The 18784-nt window shown below is 27.9% G+C and carries 14 protein-coding genes; 13 read left to right on the forward strand and 1 reads right to left on the reverse strand.

Annotation, left to right across the window (positions count from 1 at the left end):
- Positions 1–31: 31 nt before the first annotated feature.
- The 7 genes from HZY83_RS08585 to smpB all read left to right on the forward strand — a co-directional run bounded on the left by HZY83_RS08585 (position 32) and on the right by smpB (position 8709).
- A complete protein-coding gene (locus HZY83_RS08585) occupies positions 32–553 on the forward strand; it encodes a CtsR family transcriptional regulator (protein ID WP_179942800.1) in 522 nt (173 codons plus the stop codon).
- Positions 553–3018 carry an ATP-dependent Clp protease ATP-binding subunit gene (locus tag HZY83_RS04095; RefSeq protein WP_179942801.1) on the forward strand — a complete coding sequence of 822 codons (2466 nt, stop codon included), beginning with the start codon at positions 553–555 and terminating at the stop codon, positions 3016–3018. The genes HZY83_RS08585 and HZY83_RS04095 overlap by 1 nt, the downstream gene beginning before the upstream one ends.
- 8 nt (positions 3019–3026) lie before the next feature.
- Positions 3027–4415 (forward strand): DNA repair protein RadA, encoded by a 1389-nt coding sequence (gene radA / locus HZY83_RS04100; RefSeq protein ID WP_179942802.1) that lies wholly within the window; start codon positions 3027–3029, stop codon positions 4413–4415.
- 238 nt (positions 4416–4653) lie between these two features.
- Complete coding sequence (locus HZY83_RS04105) at positions 4654–5733, forward strand: PIN/TRAM domain-containing protein (protein WP_179942803.1); 1080 nt, start codon at positions 4654–4656, stop codon at positions 5731–5733.
- 63 nt (positions 5734–5796) lie between these two features.
- The gene (secG, locus tag HZY83_RS04110) at positions 5797–6027 is read left to right on the forward strand and encodes a preprotein translocase subunit SecG (RefSeq protein WP_179942804.1); all 231 of its coding nucleotides are present in this window, start codon (positions 5797–5799) and stop codon (positions 6025–6027) included.
- A gap of 64 nt (positions 6028–6091) precedes the next feature.
- A complete protein-coding gene (gene rnr, locus HZY83_RS04115; RefSeq protein WP_179942805.1) occupies positions 6092–8245 on the forward strand; it encodes a ribonuclease R in 2154 nt (717 codons plus the stop codon).
- 2 nt (positions 8246–8247) lie between these two features.
- On the forward strand, positions 8248–8709 hold the full coding sequence (gene smpB, locus HZY83_RS04120; RefSeq protein ID WP_179942806.1) for an SsrA-binding protein SmpB: 462 nt from the start codon (positions 8248–8250) through the stop codon (positions 8707–8709).
- 55 nt (positions 8710–8764) lie between these two features.
- Here smpB and HZY83_RS04125 read toward each other — a convergent pair whose 3' ends face one another.
- A complete protein-coding gene (locus HZY83_RS04125) occupies positions 8765–10126 on the reverse strand; it encodes an NAD(P)/FAD-dependent oxidoreductase (protein WP_179942807.1) in 1362 nt (453 codons plus the stop codon).
- A 312-nt stretch (positions 10127–10438) separates the two neighbouring features.
- On the opposite strand from HZY83_RS04125, the gene typA reads away from it, so the two are divergent.
- The 6 genes from typA to HZY83_RS04155 all read left to right on the forward strand — a co-directional run bounded on the left by typA (position 10439) and on the right by HZY83_RS04155 (position 18766).
- Positions 10439–12277: a translational GTPase TypA gene (gene typA / locus HZY83_RS04130; RefSeq protein WP_218925333.1), complete on the forward strand. Its 1839-nt coding sequence runs from the start codon at positions 10439–10441 to the stop codon at positions 12275–12277.
- Between the two features lie 135 nt (positions 12278–12412).
- Positions 12413–12859: a MarR family winged helix-turn-helix transcriptional regulator gene (locus HZY83_RS04135; protein ID WP_179942808.1), complete on the forward strand. Its 447-nt coding sequence runs from the start codon at positions 12413–12415 to the stop codon at positions 12857–12859.
- Between the two features lie 9 nt (positions 12860–12868).
- A complete protein-coding gene (locus HZY83_RS04140; RefSeq protein WP_179942809.1) occupies positions 12869–14584 on the forward strand; it encodes an ABC transporter ATP-binding protein in 1716 nt (571 codons plus the stop codon).
- Positions 14584–16323, forward strand: coding sequence for an ABC transporter ATP-binding protein (locus HZY83_RS04145; protein WP_179942810.1), 1740 nt, complete (start codon positions 14584–14586; stop codon positions 16321–16323). Before HZY83_RS04140 ends, HZY83_RS04145 begins: the two co-directional genes overlap by 1 nt.
- Positions 16324–16556: 233 nt before the next feature.
- Positions 16557–17888 carry a DEAD/DEAH box helicase gene (locus tag HZY83_RS04150; protein WP_179942811.1) on the forward strand — a complete coding sequence of 444 codons (1332 nt, stop codon included), beginning with the start codon at positions 16557–16559 and terminating at the stop codon, positions 17886–17888.
- A complete protein-coding gene (locus HZY83_RS04155) occupies positions 17888–18766 on the forward strand; it encodes a deoxyribonuclease IV (RefSeq protein ID WP_179942812.1) in 879 nt (292 codons plus the stop codon). The genes HZY83_RS04150 and HZY83_RS04155 overlap by 1 nt, the downstream gene beginning before the upstream one ends.
- The last annotated feature ends 18 nt before the right edge of the window (positions 18767–18784 follow it).

The following is an 18784-nucleotide window of genomic DNA, read 5'->3' on the forward strand; positions in this document are numbered from 1 at the left end:
TCAATTTTAGTCAATCAAGGAGGTTGATATAATGAATAATATGACGGACATTATAGAACAATATATAAAAGAGTTACTTAATAATTCTGATAAAGATTTTATAACACTTAAGAGAAGTAATGTTGCCGAGAAATTCGACTGTGTTCCGTCTCAATTAAATTATGTAATAAAAACTAGATTCACTCCAGAGCATGGATTTACGATAGAGAGTAAGCGAGGAGGAGGAGGCTTTATAAGAATAACCAAAATAACTATTCATAATAATGCCGACTATCTTGATTATCTAGTTGAGACTATAAAAAATGAAACTCTAGAAAATATTGATTATCTAAAAATATTGAAAATATTAAAAAATGATAATTATATAAATTATTTTGATTTTGAAATTATGGGAATAGCATTTAGCAGGCTACTATTAAATTATAAAAATTTAGAGAAGTATATATTAGATGAAGATGATTTGAAAAATGCGAGAAAAGAAATTTTTGAAAATATGAGAGAAATGCTAATTGATTTCTTGACAACAATAAAATATAGTAAGGGGAATAAATAATGTATATTAGATTTAATGAATCAGCTTTATTAGTTCTTACAAACTCAAAAAAAGAAACAAAGAACTTTGGGCTAAAAGCAGTAGGTACTGAACATTTATTACTAGCTATTTTGTCTACTGATGGTTTAGAAAGAAAAATTCTAAATAGATATGGTGTATCTTATAATGATTTTAAAAATGAAGTAGAAAAATTTTATGAAATTGAATTGAAGGAAACACCGTTTTATAATGATGTATTAATGACTAAAGAATATACTACTGGTGCAATAAAAACTATAGAACAAAGTCAAAATTTTGCTGATGATACTAGGAGTTTTGCTGTAAGTAGTGAACATTTGTTATTATCGCTACTTAGTCAGCAGGATAGCACAGCAGTTAGAATTTTAAAAGATATAAAAAATGTTAATGTAGATGCTTTAATTATTGAGATAACAAACCTTTTAAAACAGAATCAAGGGTTGTTCTCGAAATTATTTGATACATTTAGAAATGTTGAAGAACAAGAAGATAATTATGAGAAAACTGAATTATTAAATTCTTTGGCAAAAGATTTAACTAAAGAAGCATTACATAATAAATTAGATCCAGTAATTTCTCGTGATGATGAAATTACTAGAATGATTGAAATTTTAAATAGAAGAACCAAAAATAATCCAGTATTAATAGGGGAACCTGGTGTAGGGAAAACAGCTATTGTTGAAGGATTAGCTCAAAGAATAGTTTCTCAAAATATTCCTAGTAATCTTTTAGGAAAAAGAGTTATGGTTTTGGATATGGGAACGTTATTGGCGGGTACTAAGTATCGTGGAGAATTTGAAGAGCGTTTGAAAAATATCATAAATGAAATAGAAACAGCTGGAAATATTATTTTGTTTATTGATGAAATTCATACAATTATAGGTGCAGGAGGAACTGAAGGGAGTGCAGACGCCTCTAATATCCTAAAACCTGCATTATCAAGAGGTACTATTCAAGTTATTGGAGCAACTACTATAGAGGAGTATAGAAAATACTTTGAACGTGATGCTGCTCTGGAAAGAAGATTCCAACCTATTAAGGTAGAAGAGCCTAAAGCTAATGATTCTGTAGAGATATTAAAAGGATTAAGGCATAAATACGAAGAACATCATAATGTAGAAATTACTGATGGAGCTTTGGAAGCGGCAGTTAAGCTAAGTAGTACATATGTAAACGATAGATTTTTGCCAGACAAGGCTATTGATTTAATTGATGAAGCTAGTTCAAAAGTTAAGTTGAAATTTTATAAATCACCAGAAGAATTAAAAGAATATGAAGATGAATTAAGTAAGTTAAATATAGAAAAAGATACTGCTGTTTTAAATCAAGAATTTGAAATAGCTGCACAAAAACGTGATGAAATAAATGAAGTTGTCAAGAAAATCGAAGACTTTAAAATTACTTGGCAAGATAATTTATCAAAAGAGAAAATTGTTATTACAGAAGAACATATAGCTGAAGTTTTAGCAACTTGGACAGGAATACCTGTAACAAAACTTACTCAAACAGAAAGTGAGAAATTGTTGAATCTTGAGGAAATATTACATAAACGAGTTATTGGACAAGATGATGCAGTGATTAGCCTTGCAAAATCTGTTCGCAGAGCAAGAAGTGGATTTAAAGATGAAAATAGACCAATAGGAAGTTTTATTTTCTTAGGACCAACAGGGGTAGGAAAGACAGAATTAGCTAAAAGCTTATCAGAAGTATTATTTGGTTCGGAAGATAATATGATAAGAATAGATATGAGTGAATATATGGAGCCTCATTCTGTGAGTAGATTAATAGGAGCACCTCCAGGTTACGTCGGTTATGATTCAGCAGGACAGTTATCAGAAAGTGTTCGTCAAAAATCTTATTCTGTAGTATTATTTGATGAAATAGAGAAAGCTCATCCTTCAATATTTAATATTCTATTGCAAGTCCTTGATGATGGTAGATTAACAGATAGTAATGGAAGATTAATAGATTTTAGAAATACTATAATTATTATGACATCAAATGTTGGTGTAAGTGAACTTAATGATCAAAAATTTGTAGGCTTTGCAGGAAGCTCTTCTATAAAGGACGATTATCAAAATGTTCAAAAAACAATGATGGAAGCTTTAAAAAAACAATATAGACCAGAATTCTTAAATAGGATAGATGATATAGTAGTATTTAAGTCATTAGAAAAAGAAGATTTAGAAAAAATTTCTCTACTTTTATTAGATGGCTTATCAAAACGTCTAAAAGACAGAGATATTACTATCAAGTTAACTAAAAAAGCAATGGATAAAATAATAGAAGATGGTAGTATAAAAGAATATGGAGCAAGACCACTTAAGAGAAGTATCCAGAAAAATATAGAAGATTTATTAAGTGAAGAAATATTGAAAAATCCAGATTTAACAGGTTTAATTAATATAGATTATAAAAAAGATAAATTTGTTGTTAAAAGCAAATAGGTGAGTATATGGCAAAAAAAGTTTCTACAAAATATGAATGTAATGCCTGTGGTTATCAGAGTATAAAATATTTAGGTAAATGTCCAAGATGTTATAAATGGAATTCTATGGAAGAAGTAAGAGAATTAAAAACTAATGATAAGCACAATACATTTCTTTCAGAGGAGTCACAATCTAAATTAGCAATAACAGTAGATAAACTGAAAAATATTTCAACACAAGATGTTCCTAGAACTTTGACAGATAGTAATGAGTTAAACAGAGTTTTAGGAGGTGGGGTAGTGCCGGGATCTCTAGTTTTATTAGGAGGGGATCCAGGAATAGGAAAATCTACACTGTTGCTACAAATATCATCATATTTGGCAAAAGAGCATGATGTTTTATATGTTTCTGGTGAAGAATCTGTAAGACAAGTAAAAATCAGGGCGGATAGAATGAAAAATGATACTAATGAATTATACGTTTATTCACAAACTGATTTGAACTTGATATATGAAATAATAAAAAAAATTAAACCCAAATTTTTAGTAATAGATTCTATTCAGACTGTTTATAATCCGAATCTAGATAATTCTCCTGGAAGTATTACACAAGTAAGAGAATGTACACAACAACTTATGAAGATAGCAAAAAGTTTAAATATTGCAATTTTTATAGTAGGACACGTTACAAAAGAGGGGACTATAGCTGGTCCTAAAATGTTAGAGCATATGGTAGATACTGTTCTTTATTTTGAAGGAGAAGAGCATCATAGCTATAGAATACTTCGAGCTGTAAAAAATAGATTTGGATCAACTAATGAATTAGGAATTTTTGAAATGCAAACGGGTGGTCTTGTAGATATGAATAATCCGTCACAAATTTTTCTGGAGGAAAGAAGTAGAGATCTTTCTGGTGCTACGATAGTGGGTACTATGGAAGGAACAAGACCACTTTTAGTAGAAATACAATCGTTAACAACACCAACAGCATTCAACAATCCTAGAAGGGTATCAACAGGTTTAGAATATAATAAATTAGTGTTGTTAATGGCAGTATTGGAGAAAAAAGCTGGATATTTATTGCAACAACAAGATGTCTATGTAAAAGTAGCAGGTGGTGTTAAAATAGATGATCCTGCTGTAGATTTAGGAGTTTTAATAGCGGTAGCTTCTAGTTTTAAAGATGTTTCTGTAAATATGTATGATTGTTTTATAGGAGAGGTTGGTCTTACTGGGGAAATTCGACGTGTAAGTAGAATTGATCAACGTATTAATGAAGCGAAAAAGCATGGCTTTAAGCGAATATTTATTCCATATAGCAATAAGAATAGTGTTACTATAACAGAAGGATTAGAGATAATACCTGTAAAAAATATTAATAATTGTTTAGAATTAGTATTTGAACAAATCTTTTAAATCTATATACAAAACTTCATAAATTTGTTATTATAAATATTAGTTACAGATATGTTGTTTAAATAATTGAAAAAATATTTATAATATTATATATAAAAGTATTTTTTCGCTACAATTGTATTTTTATAACTTTTGTAGCGAAAATATATTTTTCATTATTTTGTGTTAATAAATACTTATATATAAAATAAATTTTAAGTACACATATTAAAATAAATTTAATAAGGAGAGAGATTTTATGCTAAGAAAATTGATTGTAGTAATTTCGGGTCTATTAGGTGTAACCGTTGGGACATTAATAACTAATTTTATTTTTAGTAATAATTATTTTCCAAATATAAATGCTATAGTATTAAGATTAATAGTTACAATTATTATCACATTACTATTTTTACTGTTGTCTTTATTATTTTCATCGAAATTAGTTAGTGTTATAAAAAAAATTGAAGAAAAATTAAGTAATACACCAATGTCTAAAGTTGTGTTTACGACTATAGGTCTTATTTTAGGTTTATTAGTTGCAGCGTTGTTATCACTTGCAACAAGTTCTATAGTGTCTATACCAATTATAACATCGTCATTGTCAGGATTATTTTATTTAGTATTTGGATATTTAGGATTTATTCTAGGATATCGTCGTGGAGGAGAATTTTTAGGATTATTTACTAACAGATTACCATCACGTTCTAGAAATGAAGATAAAAAGTTAAATAATAAAAATTTTGTATGCGACAAAGTTGTTGATAGCAGTGCGTTAATAGATTCTAGAATTCATGACGTAGCTGAAACAGGATTTTTAGAAGGAAAAGTAATTGTTCCAGAATTTGTATTAAAAGAATTACAACTTATATCAGATTCAGAAGATCCTATAAAAAGAGCTAAAGGTAGATTAGGCTTAGATTGCGTCGAAGATTTACAAAAGATAGATAGCGTTAATTTAGTTATAGATAATGATTATAAATATAAAGAACATGACGGTGTTGATGGTTTGTTAATTTCATACGCTAAAAAAAATAAATGCGCAATAATAACTACAGATTATAACTTAAATAAACTAGCAACAGTTCAATCTATTAAAGTTTTAAATGTTAATGATTTATCGAATGCTGTAAAACCTATATTAACAGCAGGAGAAAAGTTAACTGTTAATGTTCAAAGAGAAGGTAAAGAGAATAATCAAGGTATAGCCTATACAGAAGATGGAACGATGATAGTTGTAGAAAATGGAAAAAAATCTGTAGGGAAAAAAATAGAAGTAGAAGTTCAGAGTGTTTTACAAACATCATCTGGAAGAATAATTTTTACAAAAATAATATAGTTGTAATTTAAGTAAATATATGATATCATAATCTTTATGTGGATAAGTAATTAGGAGGAACATATGCATACTTTATTAATGACATTAGCATTAGTTAGCAGTATTTTAATAATTATAGTAGTGATGTTACAAGAGAGTAAATCTGGAGGACTATCAGGTCTTACAGGTGGAGCAGAAGAATTATTTGGAAAACAAAAGGTAAGAGGAGCAGAATTAGTTTTACAAAGAATAACAATTATTTTAGGATTAATTTTCTTTGTTTCTCTATTATGCTTAACTTGGTTTAACATTTAATATTATTAATTGACCCAAAATAATTTATTTTGGGTCAATTTTATTAGTGTTATTAGGAGGAAAAATGTTAGAAGAAATTTTAAAAATATTTAAAAAAGAGAAAGTTCTAAGTGTAGAAGAGTTAAAAGATATTATGTTACTCACTAATTCTAAACAGTTTGTAGAATTGATAAAGAATATAGAAAAATTAATTCTTAAAAAAGAATTAATACAATTGAAGAATGATAAATTTTTGTATGTAGCTGATAAATTAGAATTAGAGGGGATTATAAAGGTAAATCAAGGGGGATTTGCATTTGTTTATATAGCTAACCTAGGGATAGAAGTATATATACCTAAGGGATTCACAAAAGGTGCTATGACAGGTGATAAAGTTTCTGTATGGGTAGATGATTTTAGTTCTAATGATAAGAATATTGAAGGTGTTGTAGAAAAAGTAATAGAGAGAAATACAAAATATACGGTAGGTACTTTAATTAAGTCTAAGTTGTTTTCTCATGTTAAAAGTGATGATAAAAATATTGATAAATATATAAAAACGAAAAATGATATTAACAATTTGTTAGATGGAGATAAAGTATTAGTAGAGATAACTAGGTACGCAAAGAATAAATTTGATGATCATGAAGGAATTATTATAAAGTCATTAGGGCACAAAGATGATCCAGGTATTGACATTTTGTCAACTGTTTATAAACATCAGATTCCTGTAGATTTTCCCAAAGAAATAGAAAATGAATTGGATAATATAAGCGAAGAAATTTCTCTTGATAGTAAATATATTGATTGTACTGAAGAACTTGTTGTTACAATAGATGGTGATGACTCTAAAGATTTAGATGATGCTATTTCAGTCATAAAGACTAAAAATGGCTATAAACTAAAAGTTTTTATTGCTGATGTAAGTAGATATGTAGTAGAAGGAAGTTTTTTGGATCAAGAAGCCATTAGAAGAGGTTGTAGCGTTTATTTAGTAGATAGAGTAATTCCTATGCTTCCTAGAAAACTTTCTAACAATATTTGTTCTTTAAATCCAGACGTTTTACGTTACACTATATGTTGCGATATGAACTTTGATAATTCAGGAGTAGTTTTAGACTATGACATCTATCCAGCGATTATAAAATCAAAGGGAAGATTAACTTATAAAAAAGTAAATGCTGTATATAATGACGATAAAGATATAGTTAATGAGTACAAAAATTATTTACCTATGTTAAATTATGCATTAGAACTTTCTTTGAAAATTCGTGAAAATAGGGAGCGTAGAGGAGCAATAGATTTCGATAAAGCTGAAGCCAAAATATTAGTAGATAATAATGGAAAAGTTATTGATATTGTTGTGAGAGAAAGAGATAATGCAGAAAAAATGATAGAAGATTTTATGCTAAGTGCTAATGAAATCATTGCTGAGCATTTTTATTGGTTAGAAACACCTTTTATTTATAGAATACACGAAGAACCTAAAATGGAAAAATTAAGACAGTTTTTTGATTTATCTGCTAGTTTTGGATATAGATTAAGAGGTAATATTACAGAAATAGAGCCCTATATGTTAGCCAATATGTTAGATAAATTTAAAGGTGAAGCAGTTGAAAGTATGCTGTCAACTGTATTACTTAGAACTATGAATCAAGCAAGATATTCTAGTTTTAATATGAGGCATTTTGCATTATCAGCTAAATATTATACACATTTTACTTCTCCTATAAGAAGGTATCCAGATTTATTAGTTCATAGAATGATACGTAGTTATTTATTTAACGGAGATATTAGTCAGAAAAACAAAGATCACTTTGAAGATATTTTACCTAGTCTAGCAGAACAATCTTCTTTATGTGAAAAAAGGGCAGTTGACTGTGAAAGAGAAGTAGATCAAATTAAAAAATGCGAGTATATGCTAAGTCATCAAGAACAAAAATTTTCAGGTATTATATCTTCTGTAACTAGATTTGGTATATTTGTTACACTTCCTAATATGATAGAAGGACTATGTCATATAAAAAATATGACAGACGATTATTATAATTTTGATGAAAAGAATATTTATTTAATAGGAAGAAGAAATAAAAAAATATATCGTATAGGCGATGAAGTTGTAGTTAAGGTTGATAATGTAGATTTAGAAAATCAAGAGATAGACTTTAAAATTTTGAGCCATAAAGGTATAATAAAAGATAGAATGAAGAAAACTAGAAATAAAAGGAAGAAAATATAGTTATGTCAGAAATAAAAGTAATTGCTAATAATAAAAAAGCTCATCACGATTATTTTGTTGAAGATACGTATGAAGCAGGTTTGGTACTTACTGGAACAGAAATAAAATCTATACGTAGAGGTAGAATCAATTTGAAAGATTCTTACTGCCAAACTAGAAGAGGGGAAGTTTTTGTATACAATATGCATATATCCCACTTTGAAGAAGGAAATAGATTTAATCACGAACCTTTAAGAACTAGAAAATTATTATTACATAAAAAACAAATTAAAATACTTCAAGAACATCAAAATACCTCAGGAATAAGTATAATACCTTTGAAATTATATATAAAAAAAGGTTATGCTAAACTTCTTATAGGTGTAGCAAAAGGTAAGAAGAATTACGATAAAAGAAATAGTTTAAAACAAAAAGAAGCTAAAAAAGAAATAAATCGTGTGCTAAAAGAAAAACAGAGATATTAAACTTTTTAAATGCATAAATAAAAAAGCTTGTATAAACAAGCTTTTTTATTTATTTCTAGAATAATAGTTTGTCAGCTCCACCTATTTTGTAATCAAGAGCGGCCATTGCTAATACATTTAAGAAATGCCAAGGTCTATCAAATTCTGGTTGGAAGAATATGTCAGCTAACGCTAGTTGTTCAAGTGTCCATTTAGCAGATATTGCAATAGATATTGCAGCAATAGCTGAGCTTATATCATATTTTGACATTAATTGGGCACCAAGTATTCTCTTAGTATCTGCATCAAAGTATATTTTCATTCTTACTAAATTATTTTCTTTACGCATAAAATCTGGATATATTTTCTCTTCGACGTATACAGATTTAACGTTACCTTTATACAATGGGCTACTATTATTAGAAATACCTGTACTTACAAATTTATAATCAAAGAAAGATAATGCAGAAGTTCCGTTCATTTCAGGCATTTTAGTAGGTATTCCCATTGCATTTAGTGCAGCAATTATTCCTTGTCTTCTTGCTAATGTAGCTAGAGCTATAGGAATACGTGTTTCTGTAGGAGCATATGGTATAAATGTTGCATCTCCTCCAGCATAAACGTCTTTAGCTGATGTTTCTAAATAGTCGTTAACTATTACGAATCCACGCTCGTCAATATCTATAGAATTTTTTAACCAAGAAGCGTCACTTCTTACTCCAATTGCTAAAATTACAACATCTGCTTGATATTCGCCTTTATCTGTAATAACAGAACTAACTTTTCCATCTTTTCCTTTGAAAGAAAGAACTTTTTCTTTTCCGCGGAAAGTTATATTATTTTTTTCTCCTTCTTTTGTAAGTACACTTGTTAATTCTTCGTCAAGATATGTATTTAGAATTGATGGTGCCAAATCTATTATAGTAACTTCCATACCATTTTTTGCATATGACTCTGCAACTTCAATCCCTATATAGCCACCACCAACAACTATGGCTTTATTTCCTTTTTTCATAAGGTTGTATACATTTTGCGTATCTTCTGGACCTCTGAAAGTATGAATATTTTCTAATTCTATTCCTTCAAAAGGAGGTTTAATAGCGGCTCCTCCAGGACTTAATAATAATTTGTCGTAGTATTCTTTAGATTCACCGTCTTTAGTTTGAACTATTACAAATTTGTTTTCAGTGTCTAATCCTATAACATTACTGTTTACATGAATGTTAATGCCTTGATTTTTATAAGATTCTTCGTTGGCGAAGTGTAATTCTGATAGTTTTTTAGATGTCCCATCTAAATATGATTGACTACCTCATCCCATAAAAGAAGCAGTATCTCCTCTTTCATATAAGTGAATTTCAGCCTCTGGCTGATTTTTTAGTATTGTTTGAACAGCTTCATAACCAAAATGAGATGTTCCTACAACTATATATTTCATATCGCATTCTCCTAACTTTTAGTAATAATTTTAATTATATCATAATATATTTATAATTACTGATTAGATGATTACTGAAAATATAATGATAACTTAAAAAATGATAAATAAAAATATAAATACTAATTTTAATTTTTTAGTTATTTTATACTAAGGAGTAATTAACAATGTTAATTATAAATTATTTAGTTGTATATAAGAAAATTCTTTTATTCTGTAGTTTTCAAGTTTACAATTTATGCTATTAGTGGTATTATTTATAAGTTAGATTTATTTTTAGATAATATAGTATTATTAATAAGGAGATATATAATGAATTTTAGAGAAGATATTAGAAATATTGCAATTATTGCTCACGTTGACCATGGTAAAACTACATTAGTTGACGAATTATTAAAGCAATCAGGGATATTTAGATCTAATGAACATGTAGAAGAACGTGCTATGGACTCTAATGATTTAGAAAGAGAACGTGGAATAACAATACTAGCCAAGAATACAGCTATAGATTATGCAGGAAAAAGAATAAATATTTTAGATACACCTGGACACGCTGATTTTGGTGGAGAAGTTGAACGTATTATGAAAATGGTAGATGGTGTATTACTAGTAGTTGATGCATATGAAGGAACGATGCCTCAAACTAGATTTGTTCTAAAAAAAGCACTAGAACAACATTTAAAGCCTATAGTAGTAGTTAATAAGATTGATAAAGATTCAGCAAGACCAGAAGAAGTTGTTGATGAAGTGTTAGATTTATTTATAGAGCTAGGTGCTGACGAAAATCAGTTAGAATTTCCTGTAGTTTATGCTTCTGCAATAAATGGTACAGCTTCGTTAGATAGTGATCCATCTAGTCAAGATGAAAATATGAAATGTTTATATGATACTATTTTGAAATATGTGCCTGCACCGATTGATAATAGTACAGAACCTTTGCAATTCCAAACAGCATTACTAGATTATAATGATTATGTAGGACGTATAGGAATAGGTAGAGTATTTAGAGGAAGTATGAAAGTAGGAGATTCTGTAAGTTTAATTAAATTAGATGGTACTACAAAGAATTTCCGTGTAACAAAAATTTTCGGTTACTTTGGTCTAAAGAGAGAAGAAATACAAGAAGCAAAAGCAGGAGATATTGTAGCCGTAAGTGGTATGGACGATATAAATGTTGGAGAAACAGTAACTCCAACTGATCATCAAGAAGCATTACCTATATTACATATAGATGAACCAACGTTACAAATGACATTTTTAGTCAACAATTCTCCTTTCGCTGGGAAAGAAGGTAAATTTGTAACAGCTAGTAAAATAGAAGATCGTCTAATGCAACAATTAGAAACAGACGTTTCATTAAGAGTAGAACAAGCTAGTAGTGATTCTTGGATTGTAAGTGGTCGAGGAGAATTGCATTTATCTATTCTTATAGAAAATATGAGAAGAGAAGGTTATGAATTACAAGTTTCTAAACCAGAAGTCATTATAAGAAATATAGATGGAGTTGATTGTGAGCCAGTAGAAAGAGTTCAAATTGATACTCCAGATGAATCTGTAGGAGCTGTTATTGAATCACTTGGACAACGCAAAGGTGATATGATTGATATGCAAGCAGATGGAAATGGTCAAACTAGATTAATATTTAATGTTCCAGCAAGAGGGCTTATAGGATATAGAACAGAATTTATGTCAATGACAAAAGGATACGGTATTTTAAACCATACTTTTGACTCTTACCAACCTATGCAAAAAGGTCGTGTGGGAGGACGTAGAAATGGTGTATTAGTTGCACTTGAAAATGGACAATCTACAGCTTATTCTATTTCTAGTTTGGAAGATAGAGGTCTAGTATTTATAGAACCAGGGACAGACGTTTATGGTGGTATGATAGTAGGTGAAAATAACAGAGAAAACGACTTAACTGTCAATATAACTAAAGCCAAAGCTCAAACTAATGTTCGTTCTTCTACTAAAGATCAAACAGTAACATTGAAAAAGGCTAAAATTATGACTTTAGAAGAAAGTCTTGAATACTTAAATGATGATGAATATCTAGAAGTTACTCCAGAGTCTATAAGACTTCGTAAAAAAGAATTAGATAAGTCAGCTAGAGAAAGAATGGCTAGAAAAGCTAAGTATGCAGAAGAATAAAATTAATTCAAAAATCTTATTAAATTAAGTTTAAACTTAATTTAATAAGATTTTTTTGAAAATATAATTGACAACAATGAAAATATTTCATATAATCAATAGGTAGCCTATGTATATTGTTTTAAGGAGTTTAAGATGAATAATAAGTTGTATAAAAAATTAGGGATGACTACAGGGAAATTAAAAAGTTTACTTATAGAGAAAATTAAAGTAGGAGATTTATCTCATAAGGAAGTAATAACTTTATTATTTATAGTAGAAAAATTTAATAGCAACAAAGAAGTAAATGTGAAAATATTACAAGATGAATTTAAAGTAAAAGTTTCCTCAGTAGTACAAATTCTTAATAAATTAGAACTGAAAAATCTAATTGTAAGAAAAAATTCTAAGGAAGATAAAAGGATATCAATAATAGTTCCTACAGAGAAATCTTTAAGAATATATAATGTTTTTTGTACAGAGAGTGAAAAATTTTTGCTATCAGTTATAGAAGATTATGAAGAGTTTTATAATTGTTTAGCTGTATTGAAAAAATTTAATGAAAATTTAAGTGAAAAAAAAGGTATAATTATAAACTTTTAGGAGGAAAAAATGAATAGTAATAAATTATTCAAACCATATTTAAAATATATTTTAATTTATATGTTAATTATAGGGTTACAAGTACTACTAAACTTACTAATGCCCGAATTGGTTGCTCATATATTAAAAGATGGTATTTTATTGGGAAATAAAAATAGTATATATACTAATGGATTTTATATGTTTATTATTTCCATAATTATTTTTAGTTGTTCTTTGATAGGTATAAGATTTATGACAAAAATTACATTTAATTATGCAAAGGATATTAGATATGAATTGTACAAAAAATTCCAAAAATTTTCTTCTTTAGATATTCAAAAGTATGGAACATCATCTTATATTACTCGTGTAACTAACGATATAGATCAAATATCTAATGTTATGACAATGGCACTATATATCTTAGCATCAGCACCAATAACACTAATAGGTGCTACATTTATGGCTATAAGAATAAATGCTAGTATATCTTTTATATTTTTATTACTTATTCCTATTATGGCTATTATGACATCAGTTATTGTATTTTTTGCTAATCCTTATTTTAAGCTTCAAAGAGAATATACAGATAAAATTAACAAATTAGTACGTGAATTTATAACTGGTATTAGGGTGATAAGAGCATTTAATAAAGAAAAAACAGAAACAAAAAAATTTGATAAAGCAAATATACAGTTTGCGAATAGTTTATTTAAAGCTAATAAACATATAGCACTTTTTCCAACTATTATTCCTGTAATATCAAACTTATCAAGTTTAGCAGTAATGTTTTTGGGAGCATATTTAATCAATAAAGGCGAGCTTAATATTGAGTATTTAATATCACTACAACAATACGGTATGCAAGTAATAATTGCTCTTATTATGATGTCATTTATTATGTCTATGGTACCACAAGCGTTAATGGCAAAACGTAGAATTGATGAAATGTTTAATCAAGAAATAGTTGTTGAAGATGTAAAATCTTCTAATATTTTAACTAATATTAACAGTATCGAATTTAATAAAGTTACTTACGCATTAGATGATGCAGAGTATCCATTGATTAGGAAAGTATCTTTTATTGTAAATAAAGGAGAAACGTTGGCTATTACAGGTGCAACTGGTAGTGGAAAGAGTACTATAATTAACAATTTAGTAAGGTTAAATAGAGAAACGAGTGGAGAAATTTTGATAAACGGAGAAAATGTAGATAATTTCAATTTATCAAGTTATAAAGAGAAAATAAGTTATGTTCCTCAAATGAAAAAATTGTTTAAAGGTACTATAAGAAGTAATATGTTAATAGGTAAAACAGATGCCACTAATGAAGAAATTATAGATGCATTGAAGCAAGCAGGAGCTTATGAGTTCGTAGAAAAATTAGATGGTTTTTTAGATGCAAAAGTAGAAAAAAACGGAGAAAATTTCTCTGGTGGACAGAAACAAAGATTATGTATGGCTCGTGCTTTAGTAAAAGAAGCTGATGTCTATATTTTTGATGATAGTTTTTCGGCACTAGATTATAAGACAGAGAGCTTAATAAGAGATAACTTAAATAATTATAAAAAAGATAGTATTAAGATAATAATATCTCAACGTCAGTCTTCTTTAATGGGAGCAGACAAAGTATTACTTATGCAAGAAGGTGTTTTGATAGATCAAGGGACACATAAAGATCTTTTAGAACGTAATGATACATATAAAGATATTTTCGCACAAGTAGAGGAGGTAGAAATGTAATGAGCAATAAATCATCATTTAGATTATTAAAATATTTATCTAGATATAAATTTTCTATAGTAATAGCAATTGTTGCTACATTGGTTGCAGTTATTTGTAGTGCTTTTATGCCAAAATATTATGGTAGAGCAACTACTATAATAATAAATGATTTTGTTTCTACTGGAAGAATAGAATTATCAAGTCTGTATCCTATAATTAAAGTTTTAATAACTCTATATACTGTATCAATGGTATTTACTTATGTAATGCAATATTTAGCAGTAAAGTTAACAAAAGATGTTGTTTATAGTTTACGTAAAGATTTACGTAAGAAATTTGAAAAATTACCTATATCATATTATGATCAAAATGAAACTGGTCAAATAATGAGTAAAATAACGAATGATATTACGGTTATTGGTAACAATTTAGGTCAAATTATTACTCAATTTTTACAATCATTATTTGCTATCATTTCTATTGTAGTAGTAATGTTTACTGTAAGTGTTGATTTATCTTTTGTTATATTAGCAAGTATTCCTATAACGATATTTGTATCATTAAAAAGAGCTAAAAAATCTCAACCTTTGTATAGAAAAAAGCAAAATGCATTAGGTGGTGTTAATTCATATGTAGAAGAGTATTTTACTGGATATGAAGTTATTAATACGTTTGATAGAAAAGAAGAAACATTAAAAGACTTCAAAAAATTAAATGATAAATTGTGTAATGAAGCAATAAAAGCAGAAAAAATATCAGCAAGTATTTTCCCAACATCATTGTTTATTAATAATATAACTTATGTATTAATTACGATAATAGGTTTTGCTCAAGTATTAAATGGCCGTTTAGAAGTAGGATATGTTCAATCAATGATTCAATATGTAAAACAATTAGGGCAACCTATAGGTAACTTAGCAAATATTTCATCACTTTTACAGTCTACAATAGCTGCAAGTGATAGAGTTTTTGAGGTGTTGGATAATCCAGAAGAAGATAATAGCGAAACATTGGAATTACAAGAAGTTAAAGGTAAACTAGATATAGAGAATTTATTTTTCGGATATGATAAAACTAAAAATATTTTGAAAAATATTTCATTCAATATTAAACCAGGAGAAACTGTAGCTATAGTGGGACCTACAGGAAGCGGTAAAACAACATTCATAAATTTATTAATGAGATTTTATGATGCTACAAGTGGAAAAATTAAACTAGATGGAACAGATATTACTAAGTATAAAAAAGAAACAGTTAGAAGAAAAATGGGAATGGTTCTACAAGAAACTTGGTTATTTAATGGAACTATTATGGATAATTTAAAATATGGTAATGATAGTGCTACTGAAGAGGATGTATATAAAGCAGCTACTCGAGCAGGAGCAGATACATTTATAAGACAAACAGCTCAAGGATACAATACCATTTTGAATGAGAAAATGGATAATATTTCTGCAGGACAGAAGCAATTATTAACAATTGCTAGAGCATTAGTAGGTAATCCAGATATTTATATTTTAGATGAAGCAACATCTAATATTGATAGTAAAACAGAAAAAACTATTCAAAAAGCAATGGATAAAATAATGTCAGAAAAAACAACTATAGTAATTGCACATAGGTTATCAACTATAGAGAATGCAGATAAAATCGTAGTGATAAAAGATGGAGAACTACTAGAACAAGGAAATCATAAAGAACTATTATCTCAAAAAGGTTTTTATTATGATTTATATACTGCTCAATATAACGGCTAATAAGAAAATTAGAAGAAAGATATCGACTTTCTTCTAATTTTTTTATTATATATAATTTTAATATTACGCTATTGTTAATATTAAAATATTGGTTAGTTAAATTTAATTATTTATAGTGTAATTTATTAATAAAGAACTATAGTTATTTTATAAATATATATTAAAAAATAGAAAAAAACTTTTTTTTATAGTATAATTAACAATGATTTGAAAATAGAATGGAGAATTAAAAAATGTTATCTAAATCTTTTGAACAATTTAAGTTTGAAAAATTTGTAAATGATGCTGTAGTAGATTTAGGTTTTAAAAATCCTACGAAAATACAAGAACGAGTTTTTTCACCAGTGTTAAAATACAAAAATGTTGTAGCAAAGTCACAAACAGGTAGTGGGAAAAGTCATTCTTTTTTATTACCAATATTTAGCAAATTAAATGTAGAAAATAAAAAAACTCAAAGTATAATAATGGCTCCAACTAGAGAGTTATCAAGACAACTGTTTGATATGGCAGTTCATATCGCTAAATTTTCTAAACAAGAAATAAAAATTTCTCTTTTTATAGGAGGACAGGATTTAAATAGAGATATTGATAGAGTATCTAATGCTCCACATATTATTATAGGTACTCCTACTAGAATATTAGAATTAGATAGGGCTAGTGTATTATCTATTAAAGAAGTAGAAACTATAGTTGTTGACGAATGTGATATGATGATAGATTTAGGATTTATGCCAGATATTGACAAAATAGCTACTAGAGCAGCAAAAAATTGTCAATTTTTAGTTTTTTCTGCAACAATACCTAATCAAATGTCACATTTTTTGAAAAAATATGTCAAAAATGCACAATATATAGAAGTAGACAATGCAAACAATGGTAAAATTGACTATATACTATTGCCTATAAAAAGTTCTAGTAGATTAGAAAAATTATATGAAATAACTACTATAATTAATCCTTATTTGGCTATTATTTTTGCTAATAAAAAAACAGAAGTAGAAGAAATAAGTAGTTACTTGATATCTCGTGGTTTGAATGTCGGTGTTTTACATGGAGATTTGACACCTCGAGAAAGAAAGCAAATGCAAAAGAGAATTAATAATTTAGATTTTACTTATGTTGTAGCTAGTGATTTAATGAGTAGAGGAATAGATATAGAAGGGGTAAGTCATATAGTAAATTATAACATTCCTAATGATTTAGATTTCTTTATCCATAGAGCTGGTCGTACAGGTAGAGCAGGTCTTAGTGGAGAATGTATAACTATATACAGTAATAAAGATGAAGATAAATTACAAGAATTAGAACAACGTGGTATAGTTTTTGAACATAAAGATATAAAGGACGAAGAGTTTGTTGAAATAAAAGATAGAAATAAACGTCAAAATAGACAAAAAGTAGTAGCAGATCATAATTTAACAAACAAGTTAAAATCTAAGTTGAAATCTAGTAAAAAAGTAAAACCTGGATATAAGAAAAAACATAAGTATAAAATGGACAAATTAAAACAAAAAGAAAGAAGAAAATTTGCAAAACGTCAAAATAGGATGAATAGAGGTAAATAATGAAAAATTTAAAAATAGGTTCGCATGTTTCAATGTCTGGAAAAGATATGATGATAGGTTCAGTAAAAGAAGCATTAAGCTATGGAAGTGATACTTTTATGATTTATACAGGTGCTCCGCAAAATACAAGAAGAAAACCGATTGAAGAATTAAGAATAGATGAAGCAAAGCAAATTATGAAAGATAATAATATTTCTGATATAGTTGTACACGCACCGTATATTATTAATTTGGGTAATACAATAAAGCCAGAAACATATGAGTTAGCAGTAGAATTTCTAACATTAGAAATAAAACGAACAGAAAAAATAGGAGCTAAAAATATGGTTCTTCATCCAGGCGCTCACGTTCAAGCTGGAGTTGATAAAGGTATTGAAAGTATTATAAAAGGATTAAACACGGTTATAAGACAAGATATGACAACTAATATCTCTCTTGAAGTAATGGCAGGAAAAGGTAGCGAATGTGGAAAAACTTTTGAAGAAATAGCTACAATAATTGATGGAGTTGTTCATAATGATAAGCTAACTGTTACTTTCGATACTTGTCATTTCTTTGAAGCTGGATATGATATTGTAAATGACTTAGATGGCGTTCTTACAAAGTTTGATAAATTAATAGGTCTTAATAGAATACAAGTTTTACACGTTAACGATAGTAAGAATTTTTTAGGAGCGCACAAAGACCGTCACGAAAATATAGGGTATGGTGGAATAGGATTTGAAGCAATAAATAGAATTGTACATTTAGATCAATTTGCTAATATTCCTAAGATTCTAGAAACACCTTGGTACGGAGAAAATAAAGAATTTGCGCCATACAAATATGAAATAGAAATGTTACGCAATCAAAAATTCATAGATTTTAAAAATATTTAGTAGAAGGGATGATGGTAT

The organism is Gemella sp. GH3 (assembly GCF_013415425.1).
Classification (GTDB): Bacteria; Bacillota; Bacilli; order Staphylococcales; family Gemellaceae; genus Gemelliphila.

Coding starts and splice junctions, on each gene's coding strand:
- HZY83_RS08585 (WP_179942800.1), top strand. CDS start 32: ATGAATAATATGACGGACATTATAGAACAATATATAAAAGAGTTACTT.
- HZY83_RS04095 (WP_179942801.1), top strand. CDS start 553: ATGTATATTAGATTTAATGAATCAGCTTTATTAGTTCTTACAAACTCA.
- radA (WP_179942802.1), top strand. CDS start 3,027: ATGGCAAAAAAAGTTTCTACAAAATATGAATGTAATGCCTGTGGTTAT.
- HZY83_RS04105 (WP_179942803.1), top strand. CDS start 4,654: ATGCTAAGAAAATTGATTGTAGTAATTTCGGGTCTATTAGGTGTAACC.
- secG (WP_179942804.1), top strand. CDS start 5,797: ATGCATACTTTATTAATGACATTAGCATTAGTTAGCAGTATTTTAATA.
- rnr (WP_179942805.1), top strand. CDS start 6,092: ATGTTAGAAGAAATTTTAAAAATATTTAAAAAAGAGAAAGTTCTAAGT.
- smpB (WP_179942806.1), top strand. CDS start 8,248: ATGTCAGAAATAAAAGTAATTGCTAATAATAAAAAAGCTCATCACGAT.
- typA (WP_218925333.1), top strand. CDS start 10,439: ATGAATTTTAGAGAAGATATTAGAAATATTGCAATTATTGCTCACGTT.
- HZY83_RS04135 (WP_179942808.1), top strand. CDS start 12,413: ATGAATAATAAGTTGTATAAAAAATTAGGGATGACTACAGGGAAATTA.
- HZY83_RS04140 (WP_179942809.1), top strand. CDS start 12,869: ATGAATAGTAATAAATTATTCAAACCATATTTAAAATATATTTTAATT.
- HZY83_RS04145 (WP_179942810.1), top strand. CDS start 14,584: ATGAGCAATAAATCATCATTTAGATTATTAAAATATTTATCTAGATAT.
- HZY83_RS04150 (WP_179942811.1), top strand. CDS start 16,557: ATGTTATCTAAATCTTTTGAACAATTTAAGTTTGAAAAATTTGTAAAT.
- HZY83_RS04155 (WP_179942812.1), top strand. CDS start 17,888: ATGAAAAATTTAAAAATAGGTTCGCATGTTTCAATGTCTGGAAAAGAT.